29 protein-coding genes and 1 other RNA gene are annotated in these 22350 nt (G+C 65.1%); 25 read left to right on the top strand and 5 right to left on the bottom strand.

Features of this window, described 5'->3' with window-relative positions; all coding sequences use genetic code 11:
- The first annotated feature begins 176 nt into the window (after nt 1-176).
- From ACGHIZ_RS02240 to ACGHIZ_RS02125, 24 genes are all read left to right on the top strand, one after another.
- The gene (locus tag ACGHIZ_RS02240) at nt 177-734 is read left to right on the top strand and encodes a phage scaffolding protein (protein ID WP_390448832.1); all 558 of its coding nucleotides are present in this window, start codon (nt 177-179) and stop codon (nt 732-734) included.
- A 3-nt stretch (nt 735-737) separates the two neighbouring features.
- Nucleotides 738-1619, top strand: a complete 882-nt coding sequence (locus ACGHIZ_RS02235; RefSeq protein WP_117637877.1) for a hypothetical protein — start codon at nt 738-740, stop codon at nt 1617-1619.
- Between the two features lie 14 nt (nt 1620-1633).
- Nucleotides 1634-1789: a hypothetical protein gene (locus ACGHIZ_RS02230; RefSeq protein WP_271736837.1), complete on the top strand. Its 156-nt coding sequence runs from the start codon at nt 1634-1636 to the stop codon at nt 1787-1789.
- Nucleotides 1779-2138 (top strand): hypothetical protein, encoded by a 360-nt coding sequence (locus ACGHIZ_RS02225; protein WP_117637878.1) that lies wholly within the window; start codon nt 1779-1781, stop codon nt 2136-2138. The genes ACGHIZ_RS02230 and ACGHIZ_RS02225 overlap by 11 nt, the downstream gene beginning before the upstream one ends.
- 32 nt (nt 2139-2170) lie before the next feature.
- Nucleotides 2171-2464, top strand: a complete 294-nt coding sequence (locus tag ACGHIZ_RS02220; protein WP_147336073.1) for a putative minor capsid protein — start codon at nt 2171-2173, stop codon at nt 2462-2464.
- Between the two features lie 2 nt (nt 2465-2466).
- The gene (locus tag ACGHIZ_RS02215; RefSeq protein WP_118349157.1) at nt 2467-2817 is read left to right on the top strand and encodes a minor capsid protein; all 351 of its coding nucleotides are present in this window, start codon (nt 2467-2469) and stop codon (nt 2815-2817) included.
- 1 nt (nt 2818) lies between these two features.
- Nucleotides 2819-3217, top strand: a complete 399-nt coding sequence (locus ACGHIZ_RS02210) for a minor capsid protein (protein WP_117637881.1) — start codon at nt 2819-2821, stop codon at nt 3215-3217.
- Nucleotides 3218-3219: 2 nt separating this feature from the next.
- On the top strand, nt 3220-3936 hold the full coding sequence (locus ACGHIZ_RS02205) for a phage tail tube protein (protein ID WP_117637882.1): 717 nt from the start codon (nt 3220-3222) through the stop codon (nt 3934-3936).
- Nucleotides 3937-4044: 108 nt separating this feature from the next.
- Nucleotides 4045-4548: a hypothetical protein gene (locus ACGHIZ_RS02200; protein ID WP_390448826.1), complete on the top strand. Its 504-nt coding sequence runs from the start codon at nt 4045-4047 to the stop codon at nt 4546-4548.
- Nucleotides 4548-5204 (top strand): Gp15 family bacteriophage protein, encoded by a 657-nt coding sequence (locus ACGHIZ_RS02195; RefSeq protein ID WP_390448823.1) that lies wholly within the window; start codon nt 4548-4550, stop codon nt 5202-5204. Before ACGHIZ_RS02200 ends, ACGHIZ_RS02195 begins: the two co-directional genes overlap by 1 nt.
- 2 nt (nt 5205-5206) lie before the next feature.
- Nucleotides 5207-7897: a phage tail tape measure protein gene (locus tag ACGHIZ_RS02190; protein ID WP_390448820.1), complete on the top strand. Its 2691-nt coding sequence runs from the start codon at nt 5207-5209 to the stop codon at nt 7895-7897.
- On the top strand, nt 7894-8607 hold the full coding sequence (locus ACGHIZ_RS02185; protein WP_117637885.1) for a distal tail protein Dit: 714 nt from the start codon (nt 7894-7896) through the stop codon (nt 8605-8607). Before ACGHIZ_RS02190 ends, ACGHIZ_RS02185 begins: the two co-directional genes overlap by 4 nt.
- Nucleotides 8607-11159 (top strand): phage tail spike protein, encoded by a 2553-nt coding sequence (locus tag ACGHIZ_RS02180; RefSeq protein ID WP_390448816.1) that lies wholly within the window; start codon nt 8607-8609, stop codon nt 11157-11159. Before ACGHIZ_RS02185 ends, ACGHIZ_RS02180 begins: the two co-directional genes overlap by 1 nt.
- 21 nt (nt 11160-11180) lie before the next feature.
- The gene (locus ACGHIZ_RS02175; RefSeq protein WP_117637887.1) at nt 11181-11501 is read left to right on the top strand and encodes a hypothetical protein; all 321 of its coding nucleotides are present in this window, start codon (nt 11181-11183) and stop codon (nt 11499-11501) included.
- A gap of 3 nt (nt 11502-11504) precedes the next feature.
- Nucleotides 11505-12407 carry a BppU family phage baseplate upper protein gene (locus tag ACGHIZ_RS02170; RefSeq protein WP_390448813.1) on the top strand — a complete coding sequence of 301 codons (903 nt, stop codon included), beginning with the start codon at nt 11505-11507 and terminating at the stop codon, nt 12405-12407.
- 12 nt (nt 12408-12419) lie between these two features.
- Nucleotides 12420-13328: a DUF6273 domain-containing protein gene (locus ACGHIZ_RS02165; RefSeq protein WP_390448810.1), complete on the top strand. Its 909-nt coding sequence runs from the start codon at nt 12420-12422 to the stop codon at nt 13326-13328.
- A 104-nt stretch (nt 13329-13432) separates the two neighbouring features.
- Entirely contained in the window at nt 13433-13903 is a 471-nt protein-coding gene (locus ACGHIZ_RS02160; RefSeq protein ID WP_390447100.1) for a hypothetical protein, read from the top strand.
- A 52-nt stretch (nt 13904-13955) separates the two neighbouring features.
- Complete coding sequence (locus ACGHIZ_RS02155) at nt 13956-14075, top strand: hypothetical protein (protein ID WP_006235543.1); 120 nt, start codon at nt 13956-13958, stop codon at nt 14073-14075.
- A gap of 192 nt (nt 14076-14267) precedes the next feature.
- Entirely contained in the window at nt 14268-15521 is a 1254-nt protein-coding gene (locus tag ACGHIZ_RS02150) for an RNA-directed DNA polymerase (protein WP_390448808.1), read from the top strand.
- Nucleotides 15469-15714 (top strand): hypothetical protein, encoded by a 246-nt coding sequence (locus ACGHIZ_RS02145; RefSeq protein WP_117637890.1) that lies wholly within the window; start codon nt 15469-15471, stop codon nt 15712-15714. The genes ACGHIZ_RS02150 and ACGHIZ_RS02145 overlap by 53 nt, the downstream gene beginning before the upstream one ends.
- A gap of 86 nt (nt 15715-15800) precedes the next feature.
- Nucleotides 15801-16214 (top strand): hypothetical protein, encoded by a 414-nt coding sequence (locus tag ACGHIZ_RS02140; protein ID WP_390448805.1) that lies wholly within the window; start codon nt 15801-15803, stop codon nt 16212-16214.
- 13 nt (nt 16215-16227) lie between these two features.
- Nucleotides 16228-16533: a hypothetical protein gene (locus ACGHIZ_RS02135; RefSeq protein WP_117637892.1), complete on the top strand. Its 306-nt coding sequence runs from the start codon at nt 16228-16230 to the stop codon at nt 16531-16533.
- Nucleotides 16534-16536: 3 nt separating this feature from the next.
- Entirely contained in the window at nt 16537-17349 is an 813-nt protein-coding gene (locus ACGHIZ_RS02130) for an N-acetylmuramoyl-L-alanine amidase (protein WP_373092434.1), read from the top strand.
- Nucleotides 17350-17352: 3 nt separating this feature from the next.
- A complete protein-coding gene (locus ACGHIZ_RS02125) occupies nt 17353-17664 on the top strand; it encodes a hypothetical protein (RefSeq protein WP_346971874.1) in 312 nt (103 codons plus the stop codon).
- A gap of 105 nt (nt 17665-17769) precedes the next feature.
- Here ACGHIZ_RS02125 and ssrA read toward each other — a convergent pair.
- Nucleotides 17770-18133: a transfer-messenger RNA gene (gene ssrA / locus ACGHIZ_RS02120) on the bottom strand.
- Nucleotides 18134-18370: 237 nt separating this feature from the next.
- Between ssrA and ACGHIZ_RS02115 the strand changes: the two genes are divergently transcribed.
- Nucleotides 18371-18805, top strand: coding sequence for a hypothetical protein (locus tag ACGHIZ_RS02115; RefSeq protein ID WP_138114199.1), 435 nt, complete (start codon nt 18371-18373; stop codon nt 18803-18805).
- A 58-nt stretch (nt 18806-18863) separates the two neighbouring features.
- On the opposite strand, the gene ACGHIZ_RS02110 is transcribed toward ACGHIZ_RS02115, so the two are convergent.
- From ACGHIZ_RS02110 to ACGHIZ_RS02095, 4 genes are all read right to left on the bottom strand, one after another.
- Nucleotides 18864-19379, bottom strand: coding sequence for a PIN domain-containing protein (locus ACGHIZ_RS02110; protein WP_138114196.1), 516 nt, complete (start codon nt 19377-19379; stop codon nt 18864-18866).
- On the bottom strand, nt 19376-19729 hold the full coding sequence (locus ACGHIZ_RS02105) for a hypothetical protein (protein ID WP_138114193.1): 354 nt from the start codon (nt 19727-19729) through the stop codon (nt 19376-19378). Before ACGHIZ_RS02105 ends, ACGHIZ_RS02110 begins: the two co-directional genes overlap by 4 nt.
- Nucleotides 19730-19868: 139 nt before the next feature.
- Nucleotides 19869-21884: a heavy metal translocating P-type ATPase gene (locus ACGHIZ_RS02100; protein ID WP_254668683.1), complete on the bottom strand. Its 2016-nt coding sequence runs from the start codon at nt 21882-21884 to the stop codon at nt 19869-19871.
- Between the two features lie 78 nt (nt 21885-21962).
- On the bottom strand, nt 21963-22208 hold the full coding sequence (locus tag ACGHIZ_RS02095; RefSeq protein ID WP_022094642.1) for a DUF6110 family protein: 246 nt from the start codon (nt 22206-22208) through the stop codon (nt 21963-21965).
- Between the last annotated feature and the right edge of the window lie 142 nt (nt 22209-22350).

Below are 22350 nucleotides of genomic sequence, written 5' to 3'. Positions count from 1 at the left end.
ACGGCTACCAGGCCGCCCATCACGGGCGGCCTTTTCTTTTGCCTGGCGACACCTCGGGGAAGATGCGGTCACGCGATGGGGCGGCGACAACATGCCCCGCACGCGACCACGGCGACAACGGTGGGCCATCCAAGCGCGCAGGGAAGCGCGACAACCAAACACGGAAGGAGCAAGCGATGGCTGAAGACAACAAGCCCCAGGGAAACGAGGGCGGCGAAGGCCAACAGACCGAGCCCCAGAAGGAGGTCGTGTCCTACGCGAAGTACAAGCGCGAAACCGACGAGTACCAGGAGCAGGTGAAGGCCCTCAAGGCCGAGCTGGAGCAGCGCGACAAGCAGATCGAGGAGTTCACCTCCAAGGCGGGCAACGCCGAGGAGCTGCAGGCCGCGCTCGACAAGGCCAAGGCCGACAACGAGGCGTACAAGGCTGACGCCGAGAAGCGCGAGGCCGACATGCGCCGCGACTTCGCCATCGACACCAAGCTGGCGCAGATGGGGGTGCGCAACGCCAAGGCGGCGCGCGCGATCATCCCGAACATCGCCGACGCGAAGCTGGACGAGCAGGGCAACCTAACGGGCATCGACTTCGAGGCCCTGAAGAAGGACAACGCCTACATGTTCACCGACCAGCCCCGCGAGAGCGCGGGCGGCGACCCCAAGGGCGGCGCAGGCTCCGACGGCCTGGCCGACTTCCGCGCAGCTTTCGGACTCACCGACGAACCTTCAAAGGAGTAAATCATGCCAAACAGCATCGAACTGCCCAAGGGCTACGAGAACGTGCTCATGGAGGCGTACCGCAAGGAATCCCTGACCGCAGTGCTTGAGAGCGCCGCGCCGCAGGGCAACATCGCGCAGATGGAGCAGCTGGGCGAGTTCTACTACCCCGTCTACTCCATGGGCGGCCTGGGCGACGTGCAGGCCAACGGGCGACTGCCGCAGAACAGCGGCGCGTCCCTGACTTGGAAGCCCATCAGCGCCAACTACGACCGCGGCACCATCCTGGAAATCGACCAGAAAGTGGACGCCCAGTCCTTCAACCTGGCGTTCGGCAACGCCGCCGCGCACTTCAACCGCACCAAGGTGGTGCCCGAGGGAGACGCGTTCGTGTTCTCCACGCTGTGCGCAGGCACCGGCATCACCAAGGAGCAGAAGACCTACGCCGACGGCGCGGACATGCTCAAGGGCTTGAACGCCGCCATGTGCGACATGGACGAGAAAGAGGTGCCGGAAGAGGGCCGCGTGCTGTTCATCACCCCCACCCTGCTCGGCATGGTGAAGGACCTGGACACCACCAAGTCCCGCGAGGCGCTGGACGGCTTCTCCTCCATCGTGAAGGTGCCGCAGTCCCGCTTCTACAGCGCCATCGACCTCCTGGACGGCACCACCAAGGACGAGGAGATCGGCCACTACAAGAAGGGCACCGGCGCGGTGGACATGAACTTCCTCATCGTCCACAAGGACGCCGTGGTGCTGCGCTGGAACTTCGCGCACGGCAAGGTCATCGACGCCGAAGACAACCAGCAGGGCTTCGGCCACCTGTTCAAGTACCGCAAGTACGGCGTGTGCGGCGTGCGCGAGAACCTGGCGCACTACATTACCGCAGGCATGAAGGCCGCGTAGGAAGGAGGCGCGACATGCGCACCGTTGGACTGGCCTTCGAGAAGGAGGCCCCGAAGAAGGCCAAGCCCGCCAAGGGCAAGGCGGAAAAGCCCGAGGCGAAGGCCGCAGACGAGCAGCCCGCCAAGGGCAAGACGGAAAAGCCCGAGGCGGCCGAGGACGATGGAAACTAGAGCCCCGACCCACGAGGACTACCTGGCAGCCGGGCGTGGGGAGCTGTCCGCCGAGGAGTTCAAGGCGGCGCTCCCCCACGCCACGGCAGCCGTGCGCGACCTGATCTTCCCCAACGAGCCGGACGGCTCCGAGGAGTGGGCGCGCGCGGTCATGGCGGCCTGCGAGGTCGATGCCGCGTACGGATGCTCGGGCGGCATCATGGAGGGCGGCGGCTTCACCGTCGGCTCGTTCTCGTGGAACCCCGGTACCGAAGGGGCCAGCACCTACCGCAGCGACATGGAGGCCGCCGTCCGCCGCGAGCTGCTTGGAACGCCGCTGCTCTACGCGGGCATCGGGGGTACCAGATGATGCGGGTGCCGCGCTCGGCGCGGCCCTCCACCATGTCCGTCAAGGTGCCCAGGGAGGGCGGCTACGGCGGCGAGTTCGAGCAGCCCGTCGAGGTGCGCCGCGTGCGCTTCGAGCCCGTCTCGGCGTGGCTCGTGCGCGAGTACGCCCTGGGCGACGGCGCGCAGGGCCTCGTGATAGCGGACGGCGCGGACAGCCCCGGCATGTTCGACGTGCCAGTGGGCAGCCGCGTGAGCATCGACGGGGGCGAGTGGATGAACGTGGCGAGGTGCACGCCCCGCCGCGCGTTCGGCACCCGTCCCCACCACTGGGAACTGGAGGTGAGGTAGCCATGCCCGCAGCAGTTACGGTCGACCTGACCAAGCTCATGAAGCGTTTCAGCGCGAAGGAGCTGGAGGCCAAGCAGGTGAAGTTCGCCATGAGCGTGGCCGAGGACATGAACGCGTTCACGCCAGAGGACACCAAGCGCATGCACAACTCCATGCAGGCCGCCTCCGACTTCAGGCAGGGCCTCGTCATATGGGACGCCGACTACGCCGCCTACGTGCGCGACCTGCCCGACAGCTCCATCAAGCACGGCAAGAACCCGAGGGCCAAGGCCGACTGGCCGAAGGCCGCGAAGGAAGCGCACGGCGAGGACTGGGAGCGCCTGGCCGTCGACCTCCTGACCGAGGGGGCGTGACATGGCCCCGGACGTGATGGAGGCGGCGAAGGCCGCCATAGAGGCCCTGGGCTACGGCCCGGTGCTCCTCACCCGCCTGGCCGCATCGCGCGGCCACGACGACGCGGTGGTGCTGCGGCCCATGCCCACCACCGACGTGGTGCGCCACATGGACGGCACCCGCCGCGTGGGATACGTGCTGCAGGTCATCGTGAAGGACACCTCCGAGGCCAAGGCCATGGGCGACGCCTACGACCTGGCCGACGCGCTGGACGGGGCCGACCTGTCCTCGCCCACAGGCTCCTACGGCTTCACGAGCGCGTCGCTGTACACCGAGCCGCAGGAGATAACGCCGCCCGAGGGCGGGCCGTACCTGTGGGAGTTCCGAATCAAAGCGACCATAACCATAGAGAAGGGATAACGATGGCAAAGAACCAAGACCTGGGCTTCGCGCCCAACTACATGAGCGCGCTGGAGATCGACACCACGCCAGACGCGGCCAGCCCCACGTGGGCCATCTTCTCGCGCGGCATCACCGAGGTGAAGCCGACCACCAACGAGACCACCGAGACCAAGGACTACTACGACGGCTACGGCACTCCCACCGACAAGGTAAAGAGCGTGCAGCCGCAGTACGAGGTCACAGGCGACCGCTGCTACGGCGACCCCGCGCAGGACTTCGTTGCCAGCCTGGCGCTTGAGACCGGCGAGGGCCGCACGGGCCACTTCCGCCACACCGACCCCAACGGCGACGTGGTTGAGGGCGACTGCACCTACCTGGGCCTGACCGTCGGCTCGCAGCAGGGCGCGGCGTCCGACCCCGGCGCGTTCTCCTGCACAATCTCGGGCGCTGGCGCTATGCGCTACATCCCCGCCAACAAGCTCAAGCAGCCCACGGGCGTCACCTGCACCGCGCCGACCGGCCCGGCCGTGGGCAAGTCCATGAAGCTCGCGCCGACCGTCACGCCCGCCGAGGCGAACGCCAAGTGCTTCTTCGCATCGGGCAACACCGACGTGGCCACCGTCGACAGCGACGGCAACGTGACGGGCGTGGCCGCAGGCGAGGCGGTCATCACCGTGCGCTGCGCGTCCAAGCCGAGCATCTGCACGCAGGTGAAGGTCACCGTGGCGGCGAAGTAGCCGCAGGCGACACCAGACATAACCTCCTGGACATGGGGGCGCGGGCTAGTGAGCGGCCCGCGCCCCTTTTCTATGCCCGACGCTCACCGCTCACGAAAGGGGCAACAAATGGAACTTCTGAAAAACATCCGCGCGTACGAGGACGTGTTCTTCGAGGACCCCGAGGAGAACCCCGACACGCCGCGCTTCCGCGTGTGGTTCGACGACAAGCACATCGAGGAGTACCTGGCCAAGGTCGGCAACGCCATCGACCGCGCGCAGGCCAACGAGCAGATGGCCCGCGAGGCCGACACCCCCGAGAAGGCGGCCGAGGCCAACGCCGCACAGGCCCGCCTCATGAAGCGCACCATCTCGACGTTCATCGGCACCGAGGGCTGGGAGCAGCTGCTCGCGTGGATGGGCGGCGACGAGGGCCCCATCGCGCCCGAGGAGAACATCCGCATCCTGGGCGAGGTCTTCGCCACGTTCCTCAACATGTTGGCGCGCCACGCGACCAGCGAGCAACTGATGGCGTGCGGCCTTGCATACAGCGAGCGCGCCGATCAGGTCCAGGCGCTCAACCGCGCCCAGCGCCGCGCCAAGGCCAAGCGCAAGAAGAAGGGCGGCAAGTAATGCTGCCAGCCGCGCTCACGGCCGAGCGGGTGCGGCTGCCCGATGGCACGAGCGCCACGCGCTACCCGTGGAACGGCGAGGAGGTGCTGGTGCGCGACGACGCGCTCACGATCATCCGCGTCATCGAGGTGCTGACCGACGAGGGCAAGTCCGACGACCAACGCCGGGACGAGTTCCTGGCGCTGTTCTTCGTGGACTGGATGGACGCGTGGTGCGCATGCGACTACGACGCCGCCGAGTTCGTGCGGATGCGCGACGCGGCGGTATGGGACATGTGCGGACTCGACCTGAGCGGCGACCGCCCGCACGAGACCCCGCTGTGGGACTTGGAGGAGGACGCGGCGCGCATACGCACCAGCTTCCGCCAGGCCTACGGCATCGAGTGGGACGAGGCGCGCGGTCGCATCAGCTTCGCCGAGTTCGTGGCACTCGTGGGCGGCTGCCCGCAGGACACGCCGCTCGGCGCGGCCATCCACTACCGCAACCCGGCGACCAAGCCGAAACCAACCAAATACAACAGGCAGGAGGTCGAGGCCTGGAACGCCGCCCACAAGGCGTTCGAACTCGGCAAAGGCCGCAGCTCACACGGCTCTGAGGAAGGAAGCGACGCGGCGATGCGCGATGTGTTCGCCGCGCTCAAGAGAGCGACGAGGTGAGCATGGACGGCAACGTCATCATCAAAGCGGTGCTCGACACCGTTGACGTATCCAAGAACATCAAGGCCCTGGAACGCGACCTCCAGGGCATCTCCTGGAAGAACATAACCGAGGGCGACGAGAAGGCCGCGAAGCTGTCGTCCTCGTTCAAGAAGGCCGGCACGGCCGCCACGGTGACGCTGACCGCGCCCGTGGTGGCCGCCGGCAAGGCCGTATTCGGCGTGGCCAGCGACTACGAGCAGGCCAACGCCCGCATAGCCGCCGCGTTCGGCGTGTCCGGCGAGGAGGCCGAGCGTTTCAGCGGCATAGGCAAGCGCATATACGAGGGTGGCTGGGGCCAGTCCCTGGACGAGGTCAACGATGCGCTGATCCAGTGCAAGTCCACCCTTCGCGACGTGTCCGACGAGGACCTGCAGACCGTCACCACCAACGCACTCATGCTGTCGGACACCTTCGGCGCAGACGTGAACGAGTCCATACGCGGCACCAACGCCCTCATGGAGGGCTTCGGGCTGTCCGCCACCGAGGCCAGCGACCTGCTGACGGCGGGCATGCAGCGCGGCCTGAACTACACCGACGAGCTGGGCGACAACCTGAGCGAATACTCCGTGCGATGGGGCGAGGCGGGAATGAGCGCCAGCGAGTACTTCTCGCTGCTCGAAGCGGGCACGTCCAACGGCGCGTACAACCTGGACAAGGTGGGCGACTATCTCAACGAGTTCCTGACGGCGCTGTCCGACGGCCGCATGGAGGAATCCATCGGCTCGTTCAGCGAGGGCACGCAGGAGGTCTTCGAGAACTTCAAGAACGGCAGCGCCACCGCCGAGGACATGCTGCAGGCGGTGCTGGGCGACCTCACGCAGATGCCAAACGAGTACGACAAGGCCGCGCTGGCCTCCACCCTGTGGTCCTCGCTGGGCGAGGACAATGCCATGGGCATGATCGAGTCCCTGGCGGGCGTGCAGGACAGCTTCGGCGACGTGGCGGGCGCTGCGCAGCAGGCCCAGGAGGCCGCCTCAGACAGCTTCGCCGTGAAATCGCAGGAGGCCATGCGCGAGCTGCAGGGCTCCATCGAGCCGCTTGGCGAGCCACTGCTCAACATCGCCACCAACGTGGCGGGTGTCGTCAAGTCGTTCTCCGAGTGGTTCGCCGGCATCGGCGAGGGCGGCCAGACCGCCGTGCTGGCGATCGCCACGATAGCGGCCGCCATAGGCCCCGTGCTGTCGACGGTCGGCACCGTCGTGGACACCGTGCCGAAAATCGGAGCGGCCTTCCAGGTGGTCGGCAAGCTGGGCACCGGCGCGCTGGGGCTCATAGCCGCGCACCCCGTGGTAGCGGCCATAGCGGCCATCATCGCCGCCGTGGTGCTGCTGTGGAACAACTGCGAGGAGTTCCGCGACGCGGTGACCGCCGCGTGGGATGCCGTGTGCGCCGCGTTCGAGGTGGCCACCCAGGTGGCGGGCGACGTGGCCCAAAGCGTCGGCGAGTTCTTTTCGCAGCTCGGCGAGACGCTGGGCGGCGTGTGGGACGGCATCTGCTCCACGGTGCAGGGGGCCATCGACGCCATAGCCGGGTTCTTCCAAGGCCTGGCCGGCACCGCCTCGTCCATCTGGGACGGCATCTGCAACGTGGTGCAGGTCGCCGTGATGCTGCTGGGCGAGATTCTGAACCTGGCCATCGAGACGCTGCTCATACCCTGGAACTTCATCTGGGAGAACTTCGGCGAGCAGCTGACGGCGGCATGGGACGCAATCTGCAGCGCGGTGGGAAGCTACATCGACGCGGTGAGCCAGGTCATCACCGACGTGGTGACGGCGCTCTCCGAATGGTGGGGCGCGACGTGGGAAGGCATCAGCGGCACCGCCAGCGCCATATGGGAGGCCATCTACGGCGCGGTGAGCGCATACATCCAGTACGTTAGCGACGTGATAGACGCAGCCCTTTGGGTCATCCAGGGCGTGTGGGACACGGTGTGGGGCGCGGTGAGCTTCACCGCCTCCAGCATATGGGATGCCATCAGCTCGGCGATAGGCGCGGCCATCAATGCCATCAGCTCCACCATATCGGCGGTGCTGTCGGCAATTCAGGCGGTGTGGGACTCCATATGGGGGGCCGTGAGCAGCACGGCGTCGAGCGTGTGGGGCGGCATCAGCTCCACCATATCCAGCATCGTGAACGGCATCCGCGACACGATCTCCAGTGTGTTCAACGCCGCCAAGGACACCGTGAGCAGCGTGTGGAACTCCATCAAGAGCGCCATCGAGACGCCGATACAGAACGCCCGCGACACCGTGCGCAACGTCATCGACTCCATCAAGGGGTTCTTCAACTTCTCGTGGTCGCTGCCCCACCTGAAGCTGCCGCACCTGTCCATCTCCGGCAGCTTCAGCATCGCCCCGCCGAGCGTGCCGCACTTCGGCATCGACTGGTACGCCAAGGGCGGCGTGTTCAACGGCCCCAGCGTCATCGGCGTCGGCGAGGCGGGCCCCGAGGGCGTGGTGCCGTTCAACGAGCGCGGCGCGCGCCCGCTGGCCGAGGGCATCGCCAAGCTGCTCGACGGCAAGGGCGGCGCGGCCCATGGCGACACGAACGTGACAATCAACCTGTACGCGACCGTGCGGGAGGAGGCCGACATCGAGAAAATCTCCCGCCAGATAGCCAAGGAAATCAAACGGCAGGAGTGCTTCGCATGATATACAACGGCTTCGACTTCGCGCCGTGGTTCGACACCCGGCTCGTGACCCGCTCGCTGCTGCCCGAGTACGAAATCGCCACGCGCGACGTGCCCGGGCAGCCCGGCTCGCGCTTCATGCGCGCAGAGCTGAAACCCCTGACGATAGACGTGGCGGCGGCCTGGAGGGCGCGCCCCGCCGACGATATGGCGGCCCTTCGCCGCCTCATGGCCTCGCGCCTGCTGTGCCTCAAGGAGGCCGAGCTGTGGCTGGACGACGAGAGGCACCTGGGCCTGCGCTACATGGCCGTGCTGACCTCGCCGGGCGCGCTCGACACGTTGTGGCACACCGGCGAGGCCACGCTGACGTTCACGGCATACGACCCCGTGGCCTACGGGGCCGAGGGGCGAGCAACCGTGTCGGGCACCTCGGGCGTGCAGGTGGGCGGGACGTTCCGCACCTACCCCACCGTGACCGTCAGGCCCGGCGGCAGCACGTCGGCGCTGCGGCTGACGAACATGGGCACGGGCGAGTTCGTGCAGATCGACAAGGCGGTGACGGCATCGAGCGCGGTGGTCATCGACATGGCCGCCCCGCAGGCCACGGTGGACGGCAGCCCCGCGCCCGTGACCTTCGAGAGTGACTTCTTCCCGCTGGAGCCGGGGGCCAACAGCCTCAAGCTGTCCAGCGGCACCGCGACGGTACAGTGGACGGAAAGGTACGTGGGCTGATGATTCTGTGGGCATGCGACCGCTGGGAGGCGTACAAGGGACCCATCAAGACGCTGTTCGAGTGCGAGGACACGCGCGAGGTCAACGGCGAGAACGCCCTGAGCATCACAACGCTGGCGCGCCTGGACAAGGGCGACCGCCTGGTGTGGCGCGACCTCAAGGGCCGCTGGCACGAGAACATCGTGGACGGCGTGGAGGAGGAGCGCGCAAGCGCGGGCATCCTCTACACGTACTACTGCCCGACCTCGGCGCAAATCGAGCTCCTGGGCGACTACCTGGAGGACAAGCGCCCCTACGACGTGAGCGCCTACGCCGCGCTGGCCTCGGCGCTGTCCTCCTCGCGCTGGCAGGTCGGAACCGTGGCCGACCTCGGGCAGGCCGGCACGAACTTCTACCACACCAACGCATGGGCGGCCATCCACGACGTGGCAGACACTTGGGGCGGCGAGCTGTCGTTCGAAATCCAGGTGAGCGGCACCAAGGTGACCGCACGCCGCGTGTGCATGGCCAAGCAGGTCGGCGAGGACAACGGCAAGCGTTTCACCTACGCCAAGGACCTCGTGAGCGTCAAGCGCAGCGTGGACGAGGGCAACGTGTGCACCGCCCTGTACGGCTACGGCAAGTCCCTGCAGACCGCCGACGAGGACGGCAACCTGACGGGCGGCTACGATCGCAAGCTGACCTTCGGCGGCGTGAACGGCGGGCAGAACTGGGTGGGGTCGGCCGACGCGCTGGCGCGCTGGGGACGGCCCGACGGCAAGGGCGGCAAGGCGCACGTGTTCGGCGACGTGGAGTTCTCCGACTGCGAGGACGCCGCCGAGCTGAAGAAGCTCACCGAGGCGCAGCTGGCGAAGTCGTGCGTGCCCACCGTGTCCTACACTGTGGACGCCGTGGCGCTCGCGCGCGCCGGCGAGGGCTTCGAGGGCGCGGACGAAGGCGACCTGGTGACCGTGGTGGACAAGGTGTACGACCCGCCGCTGCGCGTGCGCACGCGCATCACCAAGGTGGTGGAGGACCAGCTGCGCCCCGGCGAGGTCACCTACACGTTCGGCAACTACCAGACGGTCGCCGAGCTGATGGCCGCGCAGAAGTCGGCCGCCAAGTCCACCGCCTCGACCATCCGGGCGACCGTGACCGAGGCCGTGAACGCCTCGAACAAGGCATCGACCGGCAAATGGGGCGAGAGCCTGGCGGCCGCCGAGGAGCGCCAGAAGGCGTACGCCAAGGAGGTCGGCGGCGCCGCCCAGGACTACACCGACCAGATAAGGGACGAGCTGGACAAGGCCCTCAAGGAGTACGCCGACAACGGGGACACCACGCTGGAGGAGGCGCTGAAGAAGTACTCCGACGACGGCAACCTGACCCTGGACGAGGTGCTGCGCCTGTACACCGACACGTCGATAGAGCAAAGCGAGAGCGTGCTCAAGCAGATAGACGAGGCCAACAAGGAGTACCTGGAAGGCGTCACGGGCAAGTTGGACGAACGGCTGACGAGCGCCGAGGGCGAGGTGGATGGGCTGCAGAAACAGCTCGACCAGCTGCCGACGGATATCCGCAAGAAGATCGTTGACATGCTCAACAGCGAGGTGAACACCACGGGTGGCTGGGTGTACGAGGAGCCCGGCCAAGGCATCCTGGTGTACGACAAAAAGCCCGAGAGCGCCACCAAGTGCGTCAAGATAGGCGGCGGAATCATCGGCGTGGCCAACTCCAAGTACTCCAGCGGCGCGTGGAAGTGGCGCACGGCCATAACCGGCGACGGCGTGACCGCCGACGAGCTGACCACGGGCCGCATCAAGGGCGGGAACTCGTACTGGGACCTCGACAGCGGGGCCTTCTACCTGCGCGACGGCTCCATCTTCATGACCGACAGCAACGGCAACAGGGTCTATATCAACGCCACCAACGGCTTCCAGATATACGACAAGAACGGCTCCATCATCGCGGGCACCGTGCTGGTGGGCAGCACCTCCATGTTCCGCTGCAACATGGTCGGCACGTCGTCAACCAACTACATCACCACCGGCACGACGACGAACAACCACCCGGGAGCGTCGTTCGTGAACGGCTCGACCGAGTACTGCACCATCGAGGCCGTCCACGCGAAGGACAGCCCCACGGCGAGCTCGACCGACGGCGTGGGCATATCCGCCTGCGGCTACGGCTTCCTGGCAGTCAACCGCTACTACCGCCAGACGTGGCTGACGACCCCCTACTACGCGGGCTACATGAGCCATCCCGACGAGCAGCTGTACATGAGGAGCGGCAACAGCAACGCGGGCGGCTCGGCGTACGTGAAGCTGCAGGAGAACTCCAACAACTACGTGTACCTGGATAGCAGCCGCGCAGACATTGGGTCGTCGGGCACCGCCAGGATACTCGCCCCGAAGTTCGCCATAGGAACCAGTCCGAGCAGCGGCGGCACCTACGGGTACACGGGCTCCACGCAGTTCATCGGGTGCATCACCAACAACGGCAACACCTGGAAGTGGGGCACCATCAACGTGGTGAACGGAATCATCACCGGCATGAGCAGCATCACGGGAAACTAGACCAGCGAGAGAGGAAACGGAATGTTCTACCACCTTGTGCAGCAGCCCGAAGCGCCGCAGGCGCTCGACGGTGCGCCGAAGCCGCCCGAGGCGCTTCCGGTGTTCGAGTGCATCAGCGACCCGGCCACGGCGCGGGCCATCGTGGAATCGGAAGACGTGTTCGAGTTCGACGGCAAGGGCGGCTTCACGCTCGTGTCCAGCCCCGTGGCCGTCATGGACGCGGAAGGCGGCGAGGCTAACGCCGTGGACTTCTCGGCGCTCACCGACGAGGAGATATGCGGGGTCCACAGAGCGCAGCCCGGCGACATATCGCGGACACTTGCGGCCGAAGGAAAGGAATGAGACATGGCAACGCACGAGCTTACGCTCAACCTCAAGAAGACCAACATAGCGCCGCCCGTCATCACCGTGCACCAGGGCGACAGCGCCGAGGTCCTGAAGGCCGCCATCTACGACGGCGACAAGAAGGCGGCCCTGACGGGCTGCAAGGTGCACCTCATGGCTGCGAAGCCCGACCACACCTACGTGGAGCAGCAGTTCACTGGCATCAGCGACAACGTGGCCACCGTGACGGTCGACCCCGCCGTCTTCGGCGTGGCCGGGCTGCTCAAGGTGTGCTACGTGCGCGTGCGGAACGCGGCAGGGCTGGACGCCACCACCGAGAACGTCCTGGTGAACGTGCTGCCCTCGGCGAGCGCGTCGGGCGAGATATCCGGCCCGTACGTCGATGCGGTGGAGGCGATCATCGCGAACCTCGAAGGGCAGCTAGCCGACGTGAGCGCGCTGAACGCGCAGATGCAGAAGGCCGAGGCCTCCCGCGCGAGCGCGGAAAACCAGCGCGCCACGAACGAGAAGGCACGCCAGACAGACGAAACCAAGCGCGCAGAGGCCGAGAAGGGGCGAGCCACGGCGGAAAGCGACCGCGTGACCGAGGCGTCGCAGCTGAAGACGGCCTCGCAAGCCGCCACGGCTGCGGCAAACGGCGCGGCCTCGAACGCCGACGCGGCGGCAAACATCGCCCTGCAGATAGCCAACAGCGTGGCGCAGGGCAGCGCGGGCAGCTCGGACATGGCCAAGCAGAGGCAGCAGATAGCCGACCTGTACGGCAAGCTGGCCGACGCCACGGACGCGTTCATCTACGACGACGGCACCGTGTACTGCCCCGCCTCCAAGGCCAGTGCATCTGGCAGCACCATCACGTTCGGGAGCACCTGCACGGCGTCCGGCACAACCCTCAACCTCAAGTAGAAAGACAACGAAATGGCACAAGCGAAAATCCTGTCGGTGGGCGGCATCGGCTACGAGGTCATCGACGATACCGCGCGCAGCAACGCGCAGACGGCGCTCAACAACGCCGAGTACAACCGCCAGGGCCAAATCGGCAAGTACGGCGGGCAGAACATCGCCACCATCCTGGCGGGAGAGACCGGCAGCGGCAGCGTGTACGACGCGCTGCACAAGCGAGCCGCCAGCGGCAACTTCGCGGGCCTGCGCGTGGGAGACTACATCGACGTGCCGCTGGTAAGCGCGTCGGGCGTGGCGGCCCAGCAGTCCGTGCGCTTCCTCCTGGCGCACTTCGACCCGTACTACTGCTGCGGCGACAGCTCCAAAGGCCACCACATCGCCTTCGTGGCCTCCGCGCCCATCGCCGTGGCCAAGACCGTGACCGGCGTTGCCAACGACAGCTTCCTGATGTGGAACACGACCAACACGAACCAGGGCACCGCCGACCAGAAATGCCCCTACCCCAACAGCAACCTCAAGGCGTGGGAGACGGCCTTCGAGGCGTGCCTGCCCGAGGGGCTGACCAAGTACCTGCTGACCCAGCGCGTCCTGCTTGAGGAGCGTTACAGCGCCAGCGGCGCGCTCAACGACTCCAACTCGTGGAGCTGGCAGGATATCGGCAAGGTGTTCTCGCTGTCCGAGATGGAGGTGTACGGCTGCCCAGTGTGGGGCACCAAGGGCTACAGCGTCGGCTTTGACTGCCAGTGGGACCTGTTCAGGGACACCGCGCACCGAATCAACGGAACTCGGTACGCTTGGTGGCTGCGTTCCGTCATGGGTGGCTCGTCGTCCAACGTGTGCTACTTCAGCGGCAGCGGCTATGCCACCTACACCTCGGCGACGTACGTCTGGGTTCGCCCCCGCCCCGGCTTCCTCGTCGGCTAGCCAGCCGAGTGCTCTATACTCTGCTTTTAGGCGACCGCCTTGCGCGGTCGCCTCTCGCCCGCGAAGCGGGCCGGTTTTTCCGCCAGTTTCCCCAGGAGGTGCACGTGAGCGGCGTCTACCAGCGCAACCGCGAGGTTTCCGAGTACAAGTTCTTCACGCAGGCCATCGCCATCCGCGTGGAGGTCAACAAGCTGATGGCGTCGTCCTCCGTGGTTCCGAAGACCTATCGTCTGCTGAACGCGGTGCCGACCGTGGAGACGGCGCGCAGCATCGTGTACAACGTCAACCGCGCCGACTGCTTCTATCCCAACAGCTCGTTCAACGCGCTGGAGAGGAAACGCTACCTGACGCTGGCCATAGCGGACTGCGAGCAGCTGATGCTGGACATGCAGTGCCTCATGGATATCGGCCTGCCGGTGAACGCCAACCGCTTCGAGGAGCTGGCGGCCATGGTCGAGGAGGAGATCAGGCTGCTGAAGGGCGCACGCAAGAACGTGCGGGTGACCGGCAAGAAATCCGCCGAGGAGCGCATAGCCGAGGCCGAGGCCGAGCTAGAGCGCCTGCGTTCGCTATAATGGGCGGCGGTCGCGCCTTGTTTATCGGTACAATTGGTGGCTGCGTTCCGTCATGGGTGGCTCGTCGTCCAACGTGTGCTACGTCAACAACAACGGCAATGCCAACTACAACTCGGCGACGAACGTCTGGGTTCGCCCCCGCCCCGGATTCCCTTACTGCCAGACCGAGTAGGCCCCAGAGCCGAAAGCAGAGCGCGAAGAGGAAGGAAGGCGCGACCGTCGGGCTCACGCCCGTAAATACGCACCCCGCGAGGGTGGCCGGACGCTGCTTGCATGGCGCGGCGCTCCGTGGCTTCGCCGCGTTTCATGGCCATACCTCAAGCGGCTGCCAGAGCCACATTGCAAGCCGTGCGGGGTGCTCTCTATGAACTCAGAGCAAAGAAGGGCCGCACGCCGCAAGCGCCGCGAGGAGAAGCGGGCCAAGGCAAAGGCCGAGCGCGTCAAGGCGTGCACGCTTGAGACCGTGGCCGACCTCAACAGCCTGTGCAAGGCTTCCAAGCAGGCCGCGCGCGGCGTGATGTGGAAGGCGTCCACGCAGCGGTACATGAAGGACTACCTGCGCAACGCCGTCCTGTCCCGCCGCGACCTTTTGGAGGGCCGCGACATATGCCGGGGCTTCATCCGCTTCGACCTATGGGAGCGCGGCAAGCTGCGCCACATCAGCGCCGTGCACTTCCCCGAGCGCGTGGTGCAGAAGTCGCTGTCGCAGAACGCGCTCGTGCCCGCGATCGTGCCCACCCTCATAGCCGCGAACTCCGCGAACATCAAGGGGCGCGGCACCGACTACGCCCTGAAGCTGCTCAAGCGCCACCTGGCCGACCACTGGAGGCGGCACGGCCGCGAGGGTTACATCCTCCTGGGCGACTTCTCCGACTACTTCGCGCGCATAGCGCACCAACCCGTCAAAGACCAGGTGGCCTCCGCGCTGCTAGATCCGCGCGTGGTCGCCTTGGAGCACCGCCTGATAGACGCGCAGGGCGATGTGGGCCTGGGGCTGGGCAGCGAGCCGAACCAGATATGCGCCGTGGCCCACCCCAACCGCATCGACCACTATGTGACCGAGATGCTGCGCCCCGAGTCTTACGGGCGCTACATGGACGACTTCTACCTGATACACGAGTCCAAGGACTACTTGCAGGTGTGCCTGCTGCTGATAGAGGGCAAATGCGCCGAGCTGGGCATCGAGCTGAACCAGCGCAAGACGCGCGTGGTGAAGCTCACGCGCGGGTTCACGTGGCTGAAGAAGCGCATCTTCTACACGGAGACGGGCCGCATAGTCGTGAAGCCGTGCCGAGACTCCATAACGCGGGAGCGCCGCAAGCTCAAGAAGATGGCCCGCATGGTCGCCGATGGCATCATGACCCCCGAGCAGGTGGAGCAGAGCTACCAGAGCTGGCGCGGAGGCATGAAGCGGCTGGACGCGCACCGCAGCGTGCGGGCCATGGACGCGCTGTACCGCAGCCTGTTCGGAAATCCCGCGGGGGGGGGGTTGCTCAATGCAATCCAAACCTGGAGGCGACACGGATGGGAACATGCCCCTACCCTAGCAACGGAAGGAGCGACCCATGACAGAACAGGAAATCGCCGGGGAGATCAACGGCTACAAACAGCAGCTTGAGCAGAGCGACTACAAGGTCATGAAGGCGGTGGAGCGCATCTTCTCCGCATCGTCCATCACCGACCTGCTCTCGGCCATCGCCGCAGCTGCCAAGGAGGTGGCCGAGATCATCTCGCAGCGCCAGACGTGGCGCGACCGCATCAACGAGCTGGAAGCCATGGAGCCCGACCAGCCGGAAGCGCCGCAGGAGTAGCGGGCGCCCCTTCGGTGGCGCTTTTCTTTTGCCCGGCGACACCTCGCGGACAATCGCGGCAGCGATTCGAGAAGGTGAGAAAACGAATGACCGACGTGCTGGAAATCTTCGCGCCGTACGGCCCCGGGTCGCTTTTCGGCGCGCTGCTCGTCCTAGTGGTCCTGTACTTCGGCAAGCAGTTCCTCGAAGAGTTCAAGGCCCAGAACGAGCGCAAGGCGAACATCGACCTCAAGCGCGAAGAGCGAAAGCAGGACGAGGTGGACGAGCGGGCGCAGCGCGACCGCGAGCGCAGCCAGATGGAGGGCCGCATCGCCGCGCAGATGGAGCGCAGCAACGCGCTGATGGAGGCTATGAAGGCGCTCATGGAGTCCGTCGTGACCTCCAACGAGGTGCTGCACGCCGACCTGGCGAACAGCCAGGCGCGCAGCCAGGGCATGGCGGCGAAGGTCGACCACATCGCCGACCGCGTTGACCTGCTCTACAAGGAATCGGCTCGATAGAAAGGAATCCGAAATGACAGAAATGCAAGCAATCGCAGCCATCGTGCTGTCTTTCGCCGTGCCGTTCGCGGTGCAGCTGATCAAGACCGAGGCCATGACCGGCAAGGCCGCGCGCATCCTGGCGCTGGGCTGCTCGCTCCTGGCGGGCGTCGTGACCGGCTTCGTGGGCGGCGTGCCCGCAGACCCGGGCGCATGGGTCACGTGCGCCTTCGCCGTGGTAGGCGGCGTGCAGGCGGCCTACACGCTGTTCAAGTCGGTAGGCATCACATCCAAGTGGCTCGACGCCCTGCTGGGCGTGACCGTAGGCGGGAAGGAGTAGGCAATGGCTAAACTGTTCATCATCTGCGGCCACGGCGCTGGCGACCCCGGCTGCTGCGCAGGCGGCTACACCGAGGCCGAGCGCGTTCGCGCCCTGGGCCAGCGAATCAAGGAACTGGGCGGTTCCGAGGTCGAGCTGGGCGATACGTCCCGCAACTGGTACGCCGACGGCGGGCTTAACCGCCTGAGCACCGACGCGCCAGTGGTGGAGCTGCACATGGACGCCAGCGGCATCGCCACGGCCCACGGCGCGCACGTCATCATCAAGGAGGGCTTTGAGCCTGACGAGTACGACAATGCGCTGGCCGACAAGCTGGCGGCGTTCATGCCCGGGCGCTCCGAGAAGCTGGTGCGCCGTTCCGACCTCGCGAACCCGAACCGAGCCGCCGCGCGCGGCATCAACTACCGCCTGTGCGAGAACGGCTTCATCGACAACGACGGCGACCGCGAGAAGTTCAACGGCAACCTGGACGAGCTGGCGCGCATCTACCTGGAATGCTTCGGCATCACTGCTGGAAGCGCCCCCGCAGCCGTCCCGCAGCCGCAGCCTGCGCAGCAGGAAACGACCGAGAACTTCGGCGGCACCTACCGCTGCACTGTGGACTACCTGCGCGTGCGCGACGCCCCCGGCCTGGGCGGCACCGAGGTGGCGCACTATTCCAGCGGCGAGACCGTGACGCTGGATAACTGGTACAAGATCGCCGACGGCTACGTGTGGGGCCGATACACGGGCTACAGCGGCGCAACGCGCTACATCGCCGTGGGCAAGGCCACGGGCAAGCCAGAGGCCGACGACTATCTGGTGAAGGTGGGATAGGCCATGCCGTACCCGAGCCCCGCAGACGAGGAGCGCAACGGCGGGTGCGGCCCCATCCTCGCGGCGGTCGTCCTGCTGTTCATCGTTCTGGCCGCCGCCAGCTGCGCGTCGCAGGCCATGGGAGCGCAGGACATGACCGTGAGGCCAGCCCGCACGGACGGCCCCATATACGACCTGCCCGAGGGCATCGGCCAGGAAATCGTGTGCGACGAGCACAACCGCGAGTACCTGCTGCTTACCACCGAGCAGGGCGGCGTGTTCCTCATGCCGTACATGGACGAGGACGGCGAGCAGGAGATCATGCCGCAGGCCTAGAACGCAAAGAAGCCGCCCCGTATGGAGCGGCTTCTTTCTATCTGACGAGCAATACGAACGCCCGCCTAACGACGAACACGCGTATGTGTTCGCCTACTGAACAGTTGGTGGAGGCGCGGAGAATCGAACTCCGGTCCACGAAAGCCCCCTGATTGGCATCTCCAAGCTCAGTCGCTGGTTTAGTCTCGGACGCTTTGCGCGCAGCGACACGCTCGCGGCGTCCTAACCGGTTCGGTCTTAGCCTGCGCCATACCGATTACGTGCGCAGGAGCATTCCCCTAACATGACGTCGCGCCGGTGTCGGGGAAATCACCGGGTTGACGCGCCGCTATAAACTAAGCAGCGAGAGCCATAGGCTCAAAAGAAGAGTTGTTGTCAATTCAATTTGACGGTACCCCTGTTTAACGAGGCGAGGAGACCTCGGCTTGCTTCCTCTCTCAGAGCTATCGTGTCGAAACCAGTCGCCCCCGAATGTCGGGAAAGTCTGGATGGCATTGGGCACGAGCACCCAACACCCGTCGACTTTTCAAGGAACATGCGGGGCGAGCCCCGCTTGTGGAGTGTTATCTTACCACGTTCTGAAAGCGGACAGCTGTTCTATGCACGAGCTGTGAAGACCCCAATGTGCGCCGCACTTCGCACTTTTGCTACCGATCGCGTCACGTATATTTTCGCCAAGCAAAATTGACCCGTCGAAAGGACCGCCATGGATACCAAGCAGCAACTCGTCAATGCCCTCGCAGGCCTGGGCTCAACCATTACCGAAGCTATGGATGTCATCGAAGGCTTTGTCCCCTGCGGACATCCCGCCCTCACGGTATCGAACGCACTCGTCGCGCTGGACGCCGACGATGATGCAGCTCTCGCCCAGCAGCTTGAGACCGTCGAGGGCTTTATCGACCACGTGAGTGAGAACCGCGGCGTGGCCGCCTACCACGGCATCGAGGTAGAGCTCGCAGGTCCCAAGGCCGATCTGCTCGCAGCAATCCGCGAGGTAGGTACCCTTATGCAGACTGCAGGCGTCAAGAACACCCAGGTCAACGAGTGGGTCTACCGCAGTCTGGCAGCACTCGACAGCTCAGACGAAAAGGCAGCCGAGCAGCTCGCAGAAAGTCCCACCATTAAGGCCGAGCTTTTGTAAATAGCAGACGCGAGTCCCTTGGCGCATCGTCGTCCAAGAGGCCCGCAAACAGTTCGCGTCAGCCGATAGCCGCGCCGCCGCGTTCGGCCAAAGCAAGAATCGACATCATTTGGCGCGGGGTCTTCGCTGCAAGATCGGCATGTTCGAGCAGCTTGTGATCGTTGGTCACTAAGTAATCGACCTGTGCGCGCTTGCACGCGGCGAGCACCAAGTTGTCCTCGTAATCGCGATGGAGCGTCAGATATTTGTCGGCTAGCCACAGATCGGATGCGTCTGCACCCACGGCCGTAGCGTTTTCGGTCATGTTCCGAACAAACGCCAACGCCGCATCGCCAATTGCACGGGCAGATGCCTCGTCGAGCGCTCCCCCGCTGGCAAGAACGCTACGCTTCAGCTCGTGTTGGACAACGTACAGCACGTCCTTGGCGATATGCACCGGAAAGAACAGCAATGCCCCCGTCTCCGCCGCCTGCCCAATAAACGCACGCGCGGCAAGCGACTCGGCATGGTCGACGCAAAACGAATCAACCCATACGTTGGCGTCCACCATTATTTTGAGGGGAGCCCCGCTCACAGGATCATCCCCTTTTGGCGATAGCGCTCGTCCATGGCTTCGGAATAGATTGTGTCCCAACCGCGATCGTCGGATACGGGCGACGTAGCGATGCCCAAATCTGCATAAAGCCGGTCTGCCGCTGCCCACGACGCGGCGAACGGAGTATCGGGCGCGACGGTCTGCTGCCGGTCGTCGACGGCCGCAAGCACTTCCTCGCACTGCCCGCCACCCTGCGCGACCTTGGCCACGACCTTTTTGATGAGCTCGGGCAGCGAGACGCCCGAAAGCCGCAGCGCTTCCTCGGCGCGCTCTTTAACCGAGCGATCTACGCGAACATTCACCTGTGCCATGCTGCCAACGGTAGCCATCTCAACCTCACCTTCAGCATTTACTAGCATTGCTAGCACGAGCATATATCCGAGCTAACATATCGTCAAACAAAAGAAGGCCTGCACCCTGACGGCTGCGGTGCCGCCCGAATGCAGGCCATATACTCAATCGAAAACGCTAACGCAGGTACGCCTTTGCGTTGCCCAGGCTGTAGGCGATCGTTGAGCCGTTGTGCAGCAGTGACGACGTCTGCGGAGTGATCATGCCGGTAATACCCAATGCCAACAGCGCCGAGTTGGTGAGCATCACCTTGGAATACGAACTCGACAGACGGTCGATAAGCCCCTGACTCATGCGGCGCAGGCGCACGATTGCGGCCAGATCTGTATCGGTCAGGATGATATCGGCGACCTCCTTGGCGATGTCGCTTCCACCGCCCATGGCCAGACCCACATCGGCCAGACCCAGCGCCGGTGAGTCGTTGACGCCGTCGCCCACCATGGCAACGTGGCGCCCCTCGCCCTTAATGCGCTCCACATACGCGTACTTGTCCTCGGGCAGCAGCTCGGCCTTAAACTCGTCGACACCTGCCTCGCGAGCAATGCGCTCGGCCGTGCGCTCCGAGTCGCCCGTGAGCATGACCACGTGCTTAACGCCCAACGCGTGCAAGTCGGCGATGGCCTCGCGGACCCCGGGCTTAAGCGGGTCCTCGATACCGAGCACGCCCACAACGGTGCCGTCGACCGCCAGATACAGCGGCGACAGGCCCTGCATCTGGGACTCGATGCGCTCCTTTATGTCGGACTCGAGCTGCGCGCCCTCATCCTCAAACACAAAGTGTGCCGAGCCGATAATCGCGCGACGTCCTTCGATGGACGAAGCGATGCCGTGTGCCACGATGTACTCGACGGCAGCATGGCGCTCGCGGTGCTCGAGCCCGCGCTCGCGGGCGGCGTTGACCACGGCACGCGCCACCGGATGCGGGAAATGCTCCTCCAAGCAAGCGGAAAGGCGCAGGACCTCATCCTCGCTCCAGCCATCGGTGGTGAGCACGCAGGCAAGACGCGGCTGTGCCTCGGTGAGCGTGCCGGTCTTATCAAACACAATGGTGTCGGCCTTGGCAAACGACTCAAAGTACTTCGCACCCTTGACCATGACGCCCATCTTGGCAGCATCGCTCATGGCAGTCATGACGGCGACGGAACCCGTGAGTTTGAGTGCGCACGAGTAGTCGACCATCAGCGCCGCTGAGGTCTTGATGAGGCTGCGCGTGGTGAGCGCAACCAGGCCCGCGAGCAGGAAGTTCCATGGGACGATCTTGTTGGCGAGGTCCTCCATGTGCGACTGACCCTCGGACTTGAGCGAGTCGGCCGTCTGCACGAGCGAGACGATCGAGCGGAGCTTGGTCTGAGCCGTGTTGGCGCGCACACGCACCAAGATGCTGCCATCTTCCACAACGGTGCCGGCGAACACGTCGTCGCCCACGCTGCGCTCGACGGCCAGCGGTTCGCCGGTCAGGGTCGCCTGGTTGACCATAGCGCTCCCCTGCTCGACCACGCCGTCGATACAGATAGACATGCCGGTGCGCACGGCGACCAAATCGCCGGGTTCAAGCTCGGTGGCGGCAACGCTTACCTCGGTGTCGCCGACGACCTTTTGCGCCTTGTCGGGCACATCGAGCAGCGAGTTGATGAGTTCGTTTTCGCTCATGGCGCGGGTGTAGTCCTCGAGCAGCTCACCCACGTTGAGCAGGAACATCGTCTGGCCCGCGGTGTCGACATCACGTTTGACGAACGAAATGCCGATGGCCGAAGCGTCAAGCACAGGAACGGTTAGGCGCGGCTGCGCCAGCTCATGAAGGGCAGCGCGCAAAAATGCCATGTAACCGGCCACGACAAACACCGCACGCAGAGGCGTCGGCAAGAACCAGCGGCGCGCGTAGTGGGCGCCGATAAGTGTGGCAAGATCCATGACGAGCTTGTGCTTGCGTGGCTCAAGCTGCATCACATAACCCGTCTTTGCGTCGGCAATGGCCTGGGCATCGAGCGCACACAAAGCGTCGAGCACGCCCGCACGACACTGCTCATCATATTCGAGCGCCATCTGGCCAATACGGCCGTAAACGCGCACCTTGTGCACGCCGTCGATGTCGCCGCTGAGCTTAAGAAGCGCATCGAGATCACTCTCTGGCACAGGACCCGCCAACTGAAGGCGGGTCCTGCCGGGGATCTCGCTAATAATCGAGAATCTCATAGCTTGTGCCTGGGAGCGTTACTCGGCTGCCTCGTCAGCAGCGGCCTCGCTCTGGGTGATGTAGGCAGCCTCGGCAACCATGTCATCGACATTGGCCTTGGCCTGCTCGACCATGTCCTGGTAGCAGTTCTTGACGCGCATACCGCACGCGATGCCCTGCACGCAGGCATTCTTGACCGGAGCGCTGGTAAGCAGCTTGATGCCGGCCGTGCCAAGCAGAAAACCGCCACCGACAAGCAGGGTATTGAACGTCGACTTCTTCATGTTGTTTCTCCCTTTTGCCGCATTGGACGCGGCACGGTGCCTCAGCACCCGAGTAAACAAGTTTGCTCGAGCACACTTTTGGAAAATAGTTTAGTTTATCTAACTATTAAGTTCAACAATGGTTAACTTTTTGGAAACTATG

This window comes from Collinsella sp. i05-0019-G5 (genome assembly GCF_042851345.1).
Taxonomy (GTDB): domain Bacteria; phylum Actinomycetota; class Coriobacteriia; order Coriobacteriales; family Coriobacteriaceae; genus Collinsella.
This window is presented reverse-complemented; position numbering and strand designations above follow the sequence as displayed.